This is a genomic window from Saccharopolyspora gregorii (assembly GCF_024734405.1).
Lineage (GTDB): Bacteria > Actinomycetota > Actinomycetes > Mycobacteriales > Pseudonocardiaceae > Saccharopolyspora_C > Saccharopolyspora_C gregorii.
Genome location: NZ_CP059556.1, coordinates 776136 through 792785 on the forward strand (window position 1 = coordinate 776136; position 16650 = coordinate 792785).

Sequence of the window (16650 nt, forward strand, 5' to 3'; positions counted from 1 at the left end):
GTCGGGGCGCCCCGCGCTTCCTCGCGATCAGCCCTGGTGGGCGAGGTTGCGCGCGTAGTTGACGCGGTTGCCGAAGTCGACCACGGCGAACGCGGAGTGCACCGGGATCTGCGTCTGGTGCGCGATCCCGGAGCCGTGCACCGCCACCTGCACCCAGCCCTCGGTGCGTTCCTCCTTCGCGAGCAGGAACAGCAGACCGAGCAGGCAGAAGAACGCGAAGATGATCGCGCAGACGATCGCCCAGGCCGGGATGCCCCGCGTGGTGCGGCTCAGGTCGGTGAACGACCAGGTGGTGCCCGCGATCGGGGCGCGCCCGGACGGGGTGATCACTTCGTGCTGGGTGCAGGCGATGTCGCCGATGGCGACCAGGATCGGCGGTTGCGCGGGGTAGGGATGCACGGGAGTCGATCGTACGTCGCTGCCCGGCGCGATTCAGGCGAACGCACCTCGCCGCCACCCCCGGCGCTCAGTCGGACCAGAGGTGCCAGGTCCGCGTGGTGATGAGGACCGCGGACAGGGCGGTGCAGAGGGCGAAACCGGCCGCGTCGTCGATCAGCAGGCTGATCACGGCGAGCAGGCCCGCCACGACGCCCAGCACCAGCCGCGCCTTGCCGGGCGTGGCCGGGTGCAGGTCGGTGCGGGAGAAGGTGGCGGCGAACTCGGGGTCGTCGGCGGTGAGCCGGTCCTCGATCTCGGCGAGCCGGCGTTGCTCGTGTCGGTGCACTGGCTCCTCCTCCCGGCTCGGTGCGGGCGTGTGCCCGAGCGTGCCCGGGCGCAGGCGCGCGGGTGAGAGGACAACGGCCCGCGTTCCCGGGACCAAAGGCCCGGGCGGGCCCCGGCGAGAACCCGGCCGAGCGCCGAGACCTGGCTCAGCGCCGAGCCGCGGCTGAGCGTGCCGACCGGCCCCGTGCCGAGAGGGACCGGCCCGCTCCTACCCGCGCCGCGCGGCGGATTCCCCGGCGCGATCGAGGTTGGCTGGAACGGCCGTCCGATGAGTTCTCGCGACCGCATCACCTGATCGGCCGTCCCGGGAGCGGATCACGGCCGGGAGCCCGCGACTCCGGGCTCCCGGCCGGGGCTCAGCCGAGCACCACCGGCAGCGCCCGGAACCCGTTCATGATCAGGCCGCGGTTGCGGCGCAGTGCGCTCCCGCCGACGGCGAGGCGGGCCTCCGGGAAGCGGCGGGTGATCTCCTGGAACGCCACCTCGCCCTCCAGCCGCGCGAGCGGGGCACCGAGGCAGTGGTGCAGCCCGTGGCCGAACGCGAGGTGCCCGGACCGGGGCCGCTCCAGGTCCAGCTCGTCGGCCCGCTCGAACTGCTCGCCGTCCCGGTTCGCCGAGGACAGGTTGATCATGACGAGTTCGCCCGCCGGGATGGTCACGTCGCCGATGGTCACGTCCTCGGTGGTGAACCGGTGCGTGCTCATCCGCAGCGGCCCGTCGTAGCGCAGCACCTCCTCCACCGCGCCGGGCAGCAGTTCGGGCCGTTCGCGCAGCTCGGCCCACTTCGCCGGTTCGGCCAGCAGCCAGCGCAGCCCGTTGCCGACCAGGTTCACCGTCGTCTCGTGCCCGGCCACGATCAGCAGGAACGCGGTGGCGAGCAGTTCCTCCTCGGTGAGCCGGTCCTCCTCGTCGGAGGCGGTGGTCAGCGCCGAGAGCAGGTCCGCACCGGGTGCGGCGCGCTTCGCCGCGAACAGCTCGCGGAAGAACCCCGCCATCTCGCGGGACGCACCGAGGCTCTGCCCCCGTTCCGCCGGGGTCAGCAGTGCGGCGGTCCACTCGCGGAACCGGGAGCGGTCGCCCTCCGGGATGCCCATCAGCTCGCAGATCACCGTGATCGGCAGCGGGAACGCGAAGTGCTCGATCAGGTCGACCGGCTCGTCCCGCGGCAGCGCGTCGAGCAGCCCGGTGACCAGCTCCACCACCCGCGGCCGCAGCGCCGCGATCCGGCGGACGGTGAAGTCGCGCGCCAGCAGCTTGCGCAGCCGGGTGTGGTCGGGCGGGTCGGAGTTGAGCATGTGCTTGGAGAACAGCCCGGACAGCTGATCGCCGAGCTCGGGGTTCCGCTTGCTGCGGATGACGTCGCTGAGGCGGTCCGAATCCTTGGCCAGCCGTGGATCGTTGAGCGCGGCGCGGGCGTCGGCGAATCGGCCGATCACCCAGATCGGGAGCCCGTCCCCGGGGACGGCGCGGTGCACGGGGGCCTGTTCGCGCAGCGCGCGCTCCACCTCGTCGGCCCGGTCCCAGTAGTCCTCGTCGAACAGCGCGGTTCTCGTGTCGGTCACCCGGCCGAGTCTGCCCGTCGCGCAGCGCTACCGGCCACCAGATGATGTCGACGGTCCTCCGGCGGTGGACGCGTCCGGGGGAGTATGTCCCGGTGCGGACGCTGCTCATCGACAACCACGACTCGTACACCTACAACCTCTTCCACCTGCTCGCCGAGGTCAACGGACGGGATCCGGAGGTGGTGGCGCACGACGCCGCCGAGGTGGGCGACCTGCGGCTGGAGGAGTTCGACGCGATCGTGCTCTCGCCGGGCGCGGGCGATCCGCGGCGGCCGCGGGACTTCGGGCTGTGCCGCGACGTGCTGTGCAAGGCGGAGCTGCCGATCCTGGGCGTCTGCCTCGGGCACCAGGGCATCGCGGTGTCCGAGGGCGCCGAGGTGGTGCGCGCCCCGCAGGCCCGGCACGGGTTCCGCAGCCGCATCGAGCACCGCGGCGATCCGCTGTTCGCCGGGATGCCCGCCGAGTTCGCGGCCGTGCGCTACCACTCGCTGTGCGTGGCCGAGCCGCTGCCGTCGCAGCTGGAACCGCTGGCCTGGGCCGAGGACGGCGTGCTCATGGCGCTGCGGCACCGCTCGCTGCCGCGCTGGGGCGTGCAGTTCCACCCCGAGTCCGTGGCCACCGAGCTCGGCGCCCGGCTGCTGGGGAACTTCCGCGACCTGGTGCGGCCCGCGAGCCGCCCGCCCGCGCCCGCCCGCGCCGCCGCCCGCCGCGCCGAACCCGAGGTCGAGTACCGCGCGCACGTCCGCGAACTACCGGCGGTCGACGCCGAGGCCGCGTTCGCCGCGCTGTTCGCCGCGTCCCCGGACGCGTTCTGGCTGGACAGCGCGCAGGTCGTGCCGGGCACGTCCCGGTTCTCGTTCCTCGGCGACGGCTCCGGCCCGCTGGCCGAGACCGTCCGGCACCGCACCGGGGACGAGCCGTCGATCTTCGACCGGCTGGACGCGGAGCTGGCGCGGCGCCGGGTGCGGGCGCCGGAGCTGCCGTTCGACTTCGTCGGCGGCTACGTGGGGTACTTCGGGTACGAGCTGAAGGCCGAGTGCGGCGGCGACGCCCGGCACCGCGCGGGCACGCCGGACGCCTGCTGGCTGTTCGCGGACCGGTTCCTCGCCGTGGACCACGAGCTCGGCCGCACCCACCTCGTGGCGCTGAGCGCCGACGCGGGCACCGAGCGGGCGGCGCGGCGCTGGCTCGCGGACGCGACCGCCGCGCTGGAGCGGCTGCCCGCGCTGCCCGACCCGCTCGCCGGGCACCGCGGGGTCGCCGACGTGCAGCCGCTGCTGGAGCGCTCCCGGGACGACTACCTGCGGGCGGTGGCGGCCTGCCGGGAGCAGCTGCTGGCGGGGGAGAGCTACGAGATCTGCCTGACCACCGGCGCCGCGCTGCCCGCCGCCGACGGCGCGTTCGAGACGTACCGGCGGCTGCGGGCGCTGAACCCCGCGCCGTACGGGGCCTTTCTGCGCTGCGGCGACGTGGAGGTCGCCTGCTCGTCGCCGGAGCGGTTCCTGAAGATCTCCGGCGGCACCGCCGAGGCCAAGCCGATCAAGGGGACCGCCCCGCGCGGTGACACCCCGGAGCGGGACGCGGAGCTGCGCGACGGGCTGGCCGCCGACCCGAAGTCCCGCGCCGAGAACCTCATGATCGTCGACCTGCTGCGCAACGACCTCGGCCGGGTGTGCGCGCCGGGCTCGGTGCACGTGCCGGTGCTGATGGACGTGGAGAGCTACCGCACCGTGCACCAGCTGGTCTCCACGGTGCGCGGCGAGCTGCGGGAGGGGAGCGGCGCCGTGGACTGCGTGCGGGCCTGCTTCCCCGCCGGCTCGATGACCGGGGCGCCCAAGCGGCGCACCATGGAGATCATCGACGAGCTGGAGGACCGGGCGCGCGGGGTGTACTCGGGCGCGCTCGGCTACCTGAGCCTGACCGGGGACGCGGACCTGTCGGTGGTCATCCGGACCGCGGTGCGCAGCGGCGGCGGCTGGCGGATCGGCGCTGGCGGGGCGGTGGTGCTCGACTCGGACCCCGAAGCCGAGCACGCCGAGATGCTGCTGAAGGCGACCGCCGCGGCCCGCTGCCTGCCCGAGCCGTGACCGCCCGCGGGTGCGGCGGGGCCGCCCGCCGGGGCGGGCTGTGCGGGCACCGAGCGGCGCCGAACCACTCGGAAGGGTGACCGCGGGCGGTCCGCGGACCGCGGGAGGTGGAGGCGCGGCGCGGAACCGTGGATGATCGATTCCTGTTCCCGGCGACCGGCCCGTCCGGCGACCGGTGTTCCGGCGATGGGGAGGACGAAGCACATGGAGCGAGTGGTTCTGCTCGACGAGGGCGGTCGGGCCGCGGGCACCGCGGACAAGGCGACGGTGCACCACGAGGACACCCCGCTGCACCTGGCCTTCTCCTGCTACCTGTTCAACGAGCGCGGCGAGCTGATGCTCACCCAGCGCGCCCTGAGCAAGCGCACCTGGCCCGGCGTGTGGACCAACACGTGCTGCGGGCACCCGGCGCCCGGCGAGACCCCGCACGACGCGGTGCTGCGCAGGCTCGGCGAGGAGCTCGGGCTGCGCATCGAGCACATCGAGCTGGTCCTGCCCCGCTTCCGCTACCGCGCGGTGATGGGCAACGGCGTGGTGGAGAACGAGATGTGCCCGGTGTTCCGGGCGGTCGCCGAACCCGTGCCCGCGCCGAACCCCGCCGAGGTGGAGGACACCCGCTGGGTGCCGTGGACCGGGCTGGTCGAGCAGGTGCGCGACGGCGGCGCCGACATCTCGCCCTGGGCGGCGCTGCAGATCACCGAGCTCGCCGAGCTCGGCCCGGACCCGCTGGCCTGGCCCACCGGCGACGCGGCGGAGCTGCCGACCGCGGCCCGCGAGCCCACGACCGCGTGATCGCCGGGCGGCGCGGGCCGGTTGGTAGCGTCGCCCCGCACCCCTCGACCGCGCGGAGGATTCGATGACCGGGAGTACGGCGGACACCGCCAAGTGGATCCGGCGGTTCCAGCCCGCCCCGGAGGCGACCGCGCGGCTGGTGTGCTTCCCGCACGCGGGCGGTGCCGCCTCCTACTACTTCTCGGTGGCGAAGCGGCTGGCCCCGGCGATCGAGGTCCTCGCCGTGCAGTACCCGGGCAGGCAGGACCGCCGCACCGAACCCTGTGCGGACAGCGTGCAGGAGCTGGCCGAGCAGGTGCTCGACCAGCTGCGGCCGTGGAGCGACCAGCCGCTCGCGCTGTTCGGGCACAGCATGGGCGCCAGCGTGGCCTTCGAGGTCGCGCGGCGGCTGGAGGAGTCGGGCACGCCGCCGCGCGCGCTGTTCGCCTCCGGCCGCACCGCGCCGGCGCGCACCCGGAACGAGGGCGTGCACGCGCTGCCGGACGACGAGTTCCTGGACGCCCTGCGGGAGCTGGACGGCACCGAGTCGGCGGCGCTGGAGAGCGAGGAGCTGATGAAGCTCGCGCTGCCCGCGCTGCGCGCCGACTACCGGATCGCCGAGACCTACGCGTACCGGCCGGGGCCGCCGCTGCACTGCCCGCTGCACGTGCTGCTCGGCGTCGACGACCCGAAGGTCTCCGCGGACGAGGCGCGGGACTGGGCCGCGCACACCACCGGCGCGTTCCGCTTCCACCCGTTCCCCGGCGGGCACTTCTACCTCAACGCCGAGTCCGACGGGGTCCTGCGGCTCGTCCGCGAACACCTGGCCCGCTGAACCGGTAGCGGGCGCGGGCCGCTCAGCCGACGGCGGTCTTCTCCGCGAGCCTGCCCTCCAGCGAGGCCGTCGCCAGCTCCACCCGCGACCGGCAACCGGTGCGGGCGAACAGCCGGGTCAGCCTGCTCTCCACCGTCTTCTCGCTGACCTGGATCGCCATCGCGATCTGCCGGTTGGTGTAGCCGTCGCTGACCAGCCGCACGATCCGGCTCTCGGTGCTGGAGATGAGCTGCTGCTTGCTGCGGGTGCGCGGCGGGGCGATGCCGCGGCGGCGCATCAGGTCCTGCGCGGCGTAGCGCAGCTCGGTCCAGCCGAGCCTGCGGGCGATGGCGTGCGCCTCGTGCAGCGGGGCCTTCGGGTCTTCGGCGAGTTCGGCGAGCAGCATGTGCAGCACCGCCAGCTGCGGGACGTCCGCGCGGCGCCGCGCGATCTCCAGGGCGCGCGCGGCGGGTTCGGCGGAGCCGCGCAGCTGGGCGCGGGCCATCAGCACCGCCGCGGAACTGGTCTCCGAGCGCAGCCGTTCGTCCAGCGCGACCAGCTCGTCGAACAGCTCCGCCGCCGCCTGCTCGTGCCCCTCCCGGTGGTGCAGCGCGACCAGCCGGTGCAACAGGTGCTCCAGCCCGGCCGGGGAGCCGCCGCCGTCCCTGAGCTGCTCGTACTCGGCGCGCGCCACCCGCAGCGCCTCGTCCGGGTCACCCGCCCGGTAGGCGACGCCGAGCCGGGCCCAGGACAGCACGTGCCCGCCCGCGAGGTGCCGCGGCGTGTCCTGCAGCCACTCCTCGGCGCGCCGGTGCTCGCCGCGGGAGGCGCAGATCTCGGCGGCGACGGCGCGCGCGAGGAACCGGGCCGGGGTGCGCCGCTGCGGGGAGAGCTCGGCCTCCATGCGCCGTGCCGCGGACAGCGCCGCGTCCCACTCGCCGGTGCGGAACGAGCGCAGGATCTCCTGGTAGTACAGGACGCTGCCGCGCGAGGGCAGCCGGTAGCCGTCGCCGAGCACGATCTCCAGCGCGGTGGCGTGGTCGGTCATCGCCCCGGCTTCGCGCAGCCGGTCGGGGGCGTGGTCGACGGGGTGCTGCGCGCGGTCCCGCCACAGCGACCAGGCGCGCTGGAAGGTGTCCGCGTCGCCGCTGGCCGCGTGCAGCAGCATCAGCACTTCGGGCAGTTCCGGCAGGTCCTGCGGTTCGGCCTCGCGGTCGGCGTCTCCGGAGAACAGCGCGTTGAACCGGTCGGCGGCCTCGTCGAAGCGGCCGCAGCGGACGGCGGCGGCGAACTCCTGCAGCTCGGCGTCGAAGACCGCGCCGCCGGTGAGCGCCTTGAGCAGCCGGGCCGGTTCCTGCACCTGCGCGGACTGCTCGTCCTGCAGCAGCGTGGTGAGCCAGCACAGCCCGACCGCCACCAGCAGCGTGCGGCGCAGCGGCTTGGCCTGGTCGTCCTGGTTGGACCCGGCGATCAGCGCGGGGACCAGCAGCCCGAGGTCCTTGGTGAGCTCGTCGTACTGGCCGAGGCTGGCGCGCAGCCGCAGCAGTTCCTCCAGCAGCGGCGGCCACCGGTCGTCGTCGTCGGAGAGCTGGCGCAGCGCGGCCTTGTACCAGGCGGCGGCGACCTCGGGGTCGGCGCTGGACATCCGGTCGGCTTCCTCGATGAGCACCCGGATCGCGGCGGCCTCCCCGTCCAGGCTCTCGCCGATGTGCACGAGGTGGGTGGCCAGGCGGGTGCGGTCCACCTGGCCGTTGCGCTCCAGCTTGGCGAGCATCTGCCGGGCCAGCGCGGTGTGCAGCGCGCGGGCGCGTTCCGCTCCGGAGCGGCGGCGCAGCGCGGCGGTCAGCGCGGGCACCGCGAACCGCAGCCTGCCGCGCTCGCCGATCTCCAGGATCCCGTCCTCCACCAGGGAGTCCAGTCCGCGGCCCGCGCCGTCCAGGCTGATCGCGGCGGCGGCGGTGAGCATCGGCAGCTCGTCCACCGACACCTCGTCCTGCAACGCGAGCAGCACGGCGAGCCGTTCGGTGTCGTCGCCGTCGGCGACGACGGCGCGGACCAGGTGGTGGGATTCGGGCAGCGAGATCGGTTCGTCCAGCGGGGACAGGCAGAAGTGCTGGTCGATGAGCACCAGCCGGCCCCAGGCCAGCAGGTCGTCCAATGTGGACAGGATGGTGGCGGGGTTCCCGCTCAGCGGCCCGAGAGCGGCGCGCAGCGCCTCCGGCACGGTGGGGTCGAGCCGGGTCCGGCCGTGGGCGGCGCACCAGCGCTTGAGCAGCGCGTCGAACTCCTGCTCGTCCAGCGGACGCAGGTCGATGATCTTGTCGGCGAACGGCGTGAGCCGGGTTTCCCCCGCCGTGGCGCGAGGTCCGGAGCCGGTGGAGACGACGACGGTGCACCCGACGGCCCGCAGCCGTTGCGCCAGCAACGAGATGAGCGAGCCGGTGGCGCCGTCGCCCCGGTCCGCGTCGTCGACGACGATGACGGTGCGGCCCTGCTCGGCGGCGACGCCGAAGACGCGCGCGAGCTCGTGCACCAGCGGCAGCGCGGACGCGTGCGGGGTCTTCTCCAGGTCGGCGCGGATGCGGGTGGCGGTGGCGAGCGCGTCGAGCAGGACGGCGTGCCAGCTGGACTCCAGCTGCTGGCGCGCGGCGTCCAGCAGCGAGTCGATCATCTGGGGCGTGCCGGTGGCGGGATCGACGGTGATGTAGCACACGGTGGTGTCGTCGTCGCGCCAGCTCTCCGCGAGCGACTCCAGCAGGGTGGTCTTGCCCTCGCCGGGACCGCCGCGCACCAGCACCAACGTCCCGCCGGCCGCACGACAGGCCTCGTCGGCCTCGGTCCACTGGTCTCGTCTGCCGGACAACGTCGAGCGTTCCCGCGCCATGGGGTCCTCTCCGCTTCACCTGGTGTGGTGGTGCTACATCGTCGAGGTGTTTTGATATTTTTGCACTAGCAGAGGATCAAGCGCTCGTCATTGAACACGCCTAGTGACCAATGGTCGTTAACTCTTCGCGATCGCGCTAGTAAAGGTGTCGCCCATTATGGTGAATGTATAGCACACCGTTACCAGTGGCTCAGGGCAGCGATCGAGCCGTGCGGAGGGAGTCACCGTGGCGGTACACACCTCAGCCGCATCAACGTCGATCGGCGAGCCGGACGCGGAGCCGTTGTTCCGCGAAGGACTGCTGGATGAAGCCGCCTCGGTCGGCGGCCCCGGCAGGCCTCCGCTCGCGCTGCTCGTCGGAGAGCCCGGCGCGGGCGGCAGCGCGGTGCTGGCCGCCGCGGGCAGGCGCCTGGAGGCCGGCGGCTGCCGGGTGCTGCGGCTGACCGCGTCCAAGCAGGACAAGCGGACCCCGTACGGCGCGCTCTACCGCCTGCTGTCCGAAGTGGACCGCAGCGCGCCGCCGGAGCAGGAGCGCGCCGCGCTGCTGGGGCTGGTCGCCAAGCTCAGCCGCGGGACCAGCCCGGACTCGCTGCGCGTCGCCGTCGAGCAGGTCGCGCTGTCCATCCGCAACGTGGTGCGGCACCTGCTGCCGGTCGCGGTGCTGGTGGACGAAGCGCAGTGGCTCGACCACGGCACGGCGTCGGTGCTGGAGCCGCTGGCCAGGCGGATGGCGGGCGCCCGGTTCTCGGTGCTGCTGGCCGCGCGCGCCGACCCGGACGCGGCGCCGCTGGAGCCGTTGTGGAATCGATTGTCCGCGCAAGGACTTCTGCGGGCGCTGCCGATTCGCCCGTTCTCGAAAACGGAGAGCGGACAATTCATCGCCCGTTCCATCGGTGCGAAACCCAATGTTCACCTGATCGATGAGTTGTACGACATCGCACGCGGCCGGCCCGCGATGTTGCTCGCCGCGATCGACGCCTACCGCCGGGCAGGCGCGCTCGTCGTCGTCGACCAGAACGCCTACCTGCTGCGCAAGCTCGGGCCCGAGCTGCCGGTCGACGGCAGCGCCCTGCTGGCGCCGGTCCGCGAGGCGGGGGACGCCGCGTGGTCGGTCGCCAAGGCCATGAGCCTGCTCGCCCCGCTCGGCCCGCACGCGGTGGACGTGCTGGCCGCGGCGCTCGGCCTTGCCGAGCGGGAGGTGCGCGAATCGCTGGACGCGCTGGTGCAGCACCGGCTGCTCGCCCCGGACGGCGCGGGCTGGCGGTTCCGCGTCCCGCTGCTCGGCACCGCGCTGGCGCGCGCCCTCGGGCCCTACGAGCACCGCAAGCTCGCCGCCGCCGCCGTCACCGCGATCTGGGCCGGTGCCGCGGAGGTCGCCGACCCGGCCTACCTGCCGGACCGGATGGCGGACGCCGGGACCCTCGTGGACGCCCGCCGCGCCGGTGAGGAGCTGATGGCCCACGCGGGGAACCGGCTGATGGACCCGAACGTCGACGCCTCGCGCTGGCTGCGCGCCGTCGTCGAGCGGGTGGACGACCCGGTGCTGCGGATCGAGGCGCTGCGCAGGCACGTCACCGCCTGCCTGGTGCGCAACGACCTGCCCGAGGTGCTGCGCAGCTCCCGGGTGCTGGTGCGCCACCACGCGGGCGAGCTGTCCCCGCAGATCCTGCCGGGCACCGTGCTCGCCTACCTGATGGTGCTGGCGGCGACCGAGGAGCGCGGCGAGCTGCGCCGCATCGCGCAGGGCGAGCAGGTGGTCCCGGGCGGTGCCGCGCAGCGCATCGTGGCGCGCGCGTTCGCCACCGGCTGGCTCGGGGACTGGCTGGGCGGGCAGCGGCTGCTCGACGAGCACGCCACCGAACTGCTCGCGGCCGAACCGGTGCTGGTCCAGCAGGTCGACATCTACCGCGCCGGTGCCGCCGTGATGCGGGGCGACGTCGCCGAGCTGCGCCGCTTCGGCGCCTCGCTGGCCGAGGTCCCGCGCGGCGCGGAACCGCACTCGCAGTGGGTGGAGGCGATCCGGCACCACGTGGACCTGCTGCTGGCGCTCGGCGAGGCGCGCGAAGCGCGGCAGGTGATGGACCGCAGCGGGCTCGCCGAGGACCGGCTGGTGCTGCCCGACCGGTTCCTGCTGCACCACGCGCGCGGCGAGTGGAACAGCGCGATGGACATCGCCCGCCGCTGCATGTCCTCGCCGGTGCACGCCGTGCGCCCGTTCGCGTGGGCGACGATGCACGCGCTCGCCGCCCAGGTGCACATCGACTCCGGGATGCTCAGCCGGGCGCGGCGGCTGGTGGAGATCGGCAAGGACGGGCCGTTCGACCACCTCTTCCACTTCACCGAATCGCTGGTGAGCCACGTGCTGGGGGAGCTGCACCAGTCGCACGAGCGCCTGCGGACCGCGGTGCGCCGGGCGGACGAGGCCGGGTTCACCTTCGGCACCGACGTGGTGCTGGCCGAGCTCGCGCACCGGGCGCACACCTCCGGCAGCTTCGACGAGGCGGCCGGTGCGCTTCGGCGGCTGGAGGAGGTCACCGCGCGCCTCGGCACCGGCCGCGCCGAGCTGGCGCTGCTGCTGACCCGCGCCCGCCTGGAGTCCGACGAGGCCGCCGCGGGCGCCGCGGTCGAACTGGCGCGGGAGCGCGGCGAGCCGTACGAGATGGCGGTGACCTTCAGCAAGCTCGCCGCGGGCGGGCACCGCCCGGCCGAGCTGCTGCCGGAGGCGTACCGGCTCGCGGGCGGGCTGGACGCGCTGCTGCTGCGCGCCCGGCTGCGGCACGTGATGCGCCAGAACGGCGTGCCGGTGCCGGACCGCAGCGCGACGACCTCGGAGAACGAACGGCTGCTCGCGGTGCTGGTCGCCGAGGGGCTCAGCAACCGGCAGCTGGCGACGGTGTTCGCCACGACGGAGAAGAGCGTCGAGGGCAGGCTCACCCGGATGTTCGCCCGCATCGGCTACCGGTCGCGGGTGGAGCTCGCCGCCGCGATGCTCACCGGGGACTTCGGGTGATCCACCGGTCGTGCCCGTTTCGTTCCGTTCCGGTCCGCCGCGGCGCCCGCCCCGGCGCCCGAACGAGACCGTTCCGCCCGGTACCGGGTAGTCGGGGCCGGTTGCCGGGGGCCGTCCCATCAGCGGAAACGCATGCATGGCCGCGGTTTCCCGACCGGTGGGAACGCAGGTGAGGGAATCCCCCTGGAACCCACAGCTTCGGATACCCCTGACAAGGTGGCCCGGTGGTCCCCGCGATACTCGATCGCTGAGGTGTCGCATCGAGTCGCGTACCAATGTGCTCGACGGGAGTGGAGATGCAGCAAGGTTCGGCAAGACGGTCGCTCGGCCCGCTGGTCGCCGAATGGTGCGGGGCGCACGTCCTCGTCCGCTGCGAGGGCGAAGACCCGGCTGAGCGCGCCTTCTTGGCCCACCTGCCGTCCGCGGCGAACGAGCTGTTCCTGTCCGCTTCGCGCGGTGCCTGCGCCGATCCGGAACTGCTCGCGGCGCTGCCGGGGCTGCTGCGACCGCTGCTGCGCGCCGCCGCTGCCGTGCCGCACGTGCTGTGGCTCGGCGTCAGCGGGCTGGCCGGCCGCGCGGACGAGCTGACGAAGCTGGCCGTCGACCTGGAGCTCGACGTGGTCGCCCCGGACGGCGCCGTGTCCGGCGAATCCGGCACCACGGTGCACGCGGGCCGCGTCAGCGGTGGCACCGGCTGGTACCTGTTCCGGCCGGGCAGCAGGCCGTGGTTGTTCAGCACCCGGTACCCGATCCCGGCGTGGGAGCGCTGGGTGCCGATCCAGCCCGTCGCGAACCCGCGGCTGCTGGTGGACCCGGTTCCGGCCGGGTTGCTGGTCCGCGACCCGCGCAGCTCCTGGGCGGAGGTGCGGCGGGCCGCGGCGCGGGTGCCGGTCAGCGGCAAGGTGCCGAAGGTGCTGCTCGCCGGTCGGCCGCTGCCCGCGCCGGCCGAGGTCGCGCAGCTGCTGCAGGCGCTGCCCGAGTTCGTCCGCGCCTCCGTCGTCCTGATCCCGGTGGCCGCCGCGGCCGCCCGGCACGAGTGGCTGGTGGAGCTCTCCGCGCGGTCGTCCCGTCCGGTCGTGTTCAGCACCGGCGCGGAGTTCGCCGACGGGCCGCGCCGCCAACCGGTGGCCGCCGTGCTGGATGAGGCGGGCGAGGAGGTGTTCCGCCCGTTCGCGAGCGCGTTGCGCCAGCCGGCCGGTGCCGGTGACCAGCAGGTCGTGGACATCGCCGAGCCGCCCGCGGGCTGGCAGCGCTGCGGCCAGCGCACCTACCGCCCGGTGCAGGGCCCGACGGTGTTCGCCGAGGTCGTGCCGTCCGGGCTCGCGCTGCGCGACGAGCAGGGCGCGCCGCTGGTGGTCTCGCTGGCCGCCGCGGGCGCGTTCGACCCGGCGCGCTGGGTGCTGCACCTGGTTCCGGCGGAGGGGGCGCTGTCGGAGGACGTGCTCGCCGGGCTGGGCCACCTGCTGGCCGGGCTGGACGAGCAGCGCCGCCGCACCGCGATCATCCGGGTGTGGGGGCCGCTGGACCAGGGCCCGAGCGCCGAGCTGCACGCGCTCGCGGAACCGTTCGGGGTGCCGGTGAGCAGCAACGGGCGGCCCGTGGACGCCGATCGGGAGGTCGGCGAGGCGCCGGCCGCCGCGGCGGTGCCGCCGGGCTCCGCGGAGCAGGCGGTCGCCGAGCCCTCCGCTCCGGAGACCGCGGCGGCCCCGGCCCCGGCCCCGGCCGAGCAGCCCGCCGAACAGCCGGCCGAGCAGCCCGCCGAACAGCCCGCCGACGGTGCGGAGGCCGACGGCTCGGATGCGGACCAGGCCGACTGGACGCCCGCCGCGGCGCCGGTCGCCGCCCCGATCGCCACGGTCTCCGCGGCCCCGGTGCCGACCATGTCCGGCATGCCGCACCGGTCCACTGTGGACGAACCGTTGCAGGACGTGCCGATCTCCGAGCCCGCCGCGGTGGATCCGCCCGCCGAGCGCGCGGCCGACGAGGCGCCAGAGCCCCCGGCTCCCGCCGAACCGGTGGCGGCCCCCGAACCCCCGGCGGACGCCGCGCCGCAGGAGCCCGCCGCCGCGCCGGAACCGCAGCCCGAGTCGGAAGTGGACTCCGCACGGCCGGTGGTGGAGTCCGGCCGCCCGGCGGTCGAGTCGGGCCCGCCGGTGCCGGAGCCGGCCGAGCCCGAACCGCAGGCCGAACCCGAGCCGCTCGTCACCGACCCCGAACCCGAGGACGTCGCGGAGCTCGCCGAGGACGAGCTGGCGGACGACGACTCCGCCGAGGAGTCCGAGCCCGGTGCGACGGCCGCGCCGCTCAGCCCGCGCGACCTGCGGGACCGGGCGAGCAACGGCGGCGAGCAGAGCCGCTTCACCACGGCGGCCGGCCCGTCCTTCTCCGACGCGCTGGCGACGGTGAACGCGGCGATGGCCTCCTGGCCCGCGCTGCGCCAGGACGACTCGCCCGGTGCGAAAGCCGACTTCGTCGCGGTGTGCCTGTACCTGGGCCGCGGCGAGGGCGGGGCGGAGCAGGTCAACGCGGCCATCCGCGGCGGCGTGCAGCCGGAGCTGGACGGGCACCTGCCGTGCCTGGTCTCCGGGATCCGCCGGTTGCCGACGCACCGCCGCCCGGTCCTGCGCCAAGGAGTGCTCAAGGGCACGGCGGAGGAGAACTCCACGCCCGGCACGCTGTTCGTGGAGCCCGGTTTCCTCAGCGCCAGCATGAACCTGGACGTGACGGTGCCGGGCGCGCTGGTGGACGTGCTGATCTGGCCGCACCGCGCGCGCCGCACCTCCGAACTCGCGCTGAACCGGCCGATGGACGAGGTGGTGTTCCTGGCGGGCACCCGGTTCAAGACGCTCGCGGTGCGCGATCTCAACGAGCAGGAGGACGCGGACGAGGCCGAGGAGCGGGACGAGGACGCCCCGGCGGCGCCGAAGATGGCGGTGCTGTTCCGCGAACTGGCCCCCGACGAGCGCGCCACCAGCACCGAGCTGGACGAGCGCGACCTCGCCGCCCTGAGCAAGCTGGACCGGGCGCTGGCCCGCCGCCAGCGCGGCTCGCTGCGGATGCTGGAGGACGCGGACGCGATGTCCCGGCTGACCGGCTCGATGGTCGAGACGGACCTGGCGACCGCCGGTGCCCCGCAGGAGGAGCGGCGGGACACGCTCATCACCACAGGAGGACAGGTGGGACACCCGTGACGCGGACCCCGGTGCGGTCGGCCGCGGCCCTGCTGCTGGCCACCGGCATCGTCGCCGCGACGGCCGCGCCCGCCGCCGCGCAGTCGTCGATCCCGTCGATGCCCACCGGCGAGCAGCCGTGCATCCAGCCGCCCACCACGACCTACCCGGAAGAGCCGTGGGCGCAGCAGATCCTCGCGCCGGACCAGGTCTGGGACCTCACCCGCGGGGCCGGGGTGACGGTCGCGGTGGTGGACACCGGGGTGGACGCCGATTCGCCGCAGCTGGCCGCGCCGGGCTCGGTGCTGCCGGGGCGGAACGTGATCTCCGGCCAGTCCGGTCCCGCCGACGACGACTGCTTCGGGCACGGCACGTTCGTGGCGGGCATCATCGCCGCCGATCCGACCCCGGGCACCGGGTTCGCCGGGATCGCGCCGGACGCGACGATCCTGCCGGTGCGGGTCGCGACCGGACTGGAGGAGGAGACCGGCGACACCTTCGAACCGGAGGCGCTGGCGCAGGGCATCCGCAGCTCGGTCGACCTCGGCGCCGACGTGATCAACGTGTCGGCGAGCACGAACTTCCCGAACCAGGCGCTGGCGGACGCGGTCCGCTACGCGGCCGACCGGGACGTCGTGGTGGTGGCCTCGGCCGCGAACGGGGCGCAGGAGGGCGATCCGGTCACCTACCCGGCCTCGTACCCGGGGGTGATCGCGGTGGGCGCGGTCGACGTCTCCGGGACGCACGCGAACTTCTCCCAGACCGGCGAGTTCCTGTCCGTCGTCGCCCCTGGCGTCGACGTGATCAGCATCGGTCCGCACGGCCCGGGGCACTGGCAGGGCAGCGGCACCAGCTACGCGGCACCGTTCGTGGCCGGGACGGCGGCGCTGATCCGCGCCTACCACCCGCACCTGAGCGCGCCGCAGATCAAGCAGCGCTTGGAGATCACCGCGAGCCACCCGCCGACCCGGATGCCGGACCCGGCGCTGGGCTGGGGGACGGTGAACGTGACCGCGGCGGTGGCCTCGGTCGTGAGCGGTGAGGGCGCGGACGGGGCGATCGTGGTGCCGCCGTCCCCGGCCGCCGCCTACCGGGTTCCGCCGGACGAGATCGGCCCGATGCTGGCGGTGCTGTTCACCGTGCTGGCCGGGGTGGGGGTGGCGCTGGCGGTGCTCACGGTGCGGCTGTCCACCTCGGGGCACCGGCGCGGCTGGCAGGCGCCGCGCACGATGCGCGTGATCACCAAGGACGAGCCCGGGAAGTCGGCGGAAGAACCCCCTGCGGAACCCGCCGAACCCGCCGAAGCCAGATGAGCCCCGCCCCGCCGCGGAGAACGGCCCGCCCGATCGAGGTCGACTCGATCGAGCGGGCCGTCCGCACCTCCGCTCCACCGGCGAAGCCGCTGAGCGGAACCGCAGGTGGGCGGGGCACGTCGTCGTCCTGCCGACGGCGCAGCCGCTGAGCGGCGCCGCGCACGCGGCCGCGGGTTCTCGGCGCCCCCTCGCGAGGGCGGCGTTCCCCCCTGCGGCGGAGCCACCGGTGAGGACGATCTCGCGGCCAGGAGGGCGCTGACCGCCTGTCCCCGAACCTGACCGCCTGTCCGGCCGGGTGCGGCCGCATCGGCGAAGC

Annotated in this window: 10 protein-coding genes; 6 read left to right on the forward strand and 4 right to left on the reverse strand. The window is 74.7% G+C overall.

The annotated features are described in order from the left end of the window. Positions 1–27: 27 nt before the first annotated feature. The 3 genes from H1226_RS03570 to H1226_RS03580 all read right to left on the reverse strand — a co-directional run bounded on the left by H1226_RS03570 (position 28) and on the right by H1226_RS03580 (position 2285). Positions 28–399, reverse strand: coding sequence for a hypothetical protein (locus H1226_RS03570; RefSeq protein ID WP_258346111.1), 372 nt, complete (start codon positions 397–399; stop codon positions 28–30). Positions 400–466: 67 nt separating this feature from the next. Beyond that, on the reverse strand, positions 467–724 hold the full coding sequence (locus H1226_RS03575) for a DUF3040 domain-containing protein (RefSeq protein ID WP_224958444.1): 258 nt from the start codon (positions 722–724) through the stop codon (positions 467–469). A 355-nt stretch (positions 725–1079) separates the two neighbouring features. Beyond that, on the reverse strand, positions 1080–2285 hold the full coding sequence (locus tag H1226_RS03580; RefSeq protein ID WP_258346120.1) for a cytochrome P450 family protein: 1206 nt from the start codon (positions 2283–2285) through the stop codon (positions 1080–1082). 92 nt (positions 2286–2377) lie between these two features. Here H1226_RS03580 and pabB point away from each other — a divergent pair, with 92 nt between their 5' ends. From pabB to H1226_RS03595, 3 genes are all read left to right on the forward strand, one after another. Next, positions 2378–4372 (forward strand): aminodeoxychorismate synthase component I, encoded by a 1995-nt coding sequence (gene pabB, locus H1226_RS03585; RefSeq protein ID WP_258346140.1) that lies wholly within the window; start codon positions 2378–2380, stop codon positions 4370–4372. Between the two features lie 204 nt (positions 4373–4576). Continuing rightward, positions 4577–5164, forward strand: a complete 588-nt coding sequence (gene idi, locus H1226_RS03590) for an isopentenyl-diphosphate Delta-isomerase (protein ID WP_224958440.1) — start codon at positions 4577–4579, stop codon at positions 5162–5164. 64 nt (positions 5165–5228) lie between these two features. Next, positions 5229–5978 (forward strand): thioesterase II family protein, encoded by a 750-nt coding sequence (locus H1226_RS03595; RefSeq protein WP_258346151.1) that lies wholly within the window; start codon positions 5229–5231, stop codon positions 5976–5978. 22 nt (positions 5979–6000) lie between these two features. Here the strand turns inward: H1226_RS03595 and H1226_RS03600 are convergent, their stop codons facing one another. Then, entirely contained in the window at positions 6001–8841 is a 2841-nt protein-coding gene (locus H1226_RS03600; RefSeq protein WP_258346157.1) for an AAA family ATPase, read from the reverse strand. Between the two features lie 226 nt (positions 8842–9067). Here H1226_RS03600 and H1226_RS03605 point away from each other — a divergent pair, with 226 nt between their 5' ends. The 3 genes from H1226_RS03605 (at position 9068) to mycP (ending at position 16334) form a co-directional block, all read left to right on the forward strand. Continuing rightward, positions 9068–11851 (forward strand): AAA family ATPase, encoded by a 2784-nt coding sequence (locus tag H1226_RS03605; RefSeq protein ID WP_258346159.1) that lies wholly within the window; start codon positions 9068–9070, stop codon positions 11849–11851. A 296-nt stretch (positions 11852–12147) separates the two neighbouring features. Next, complete coding sequence (locus tag H1226_RS03610) at positions 12148–15042, forward strand: hypothetical protein (protein ID WP_258346161.1); 2895 nt, start codon at positions 12148–12150, stop codon at positions 15040–15042. After that, complete coding sequence (gene mycP, locus H1226_RS03615; protein ID WP_224958435.1) at positions 15039–16334, forward strand: type VII secretion-associated serine protease mycosin; 1296 nt, start codon at positions 15039–15041, stop codon at positions 16332–16334. Before H1226_RS03610 ends, mycP begins: the two co-directional genes overlap by 4 nt. Positions 16335–16650 lie beyond the last annotated feature (316 nt).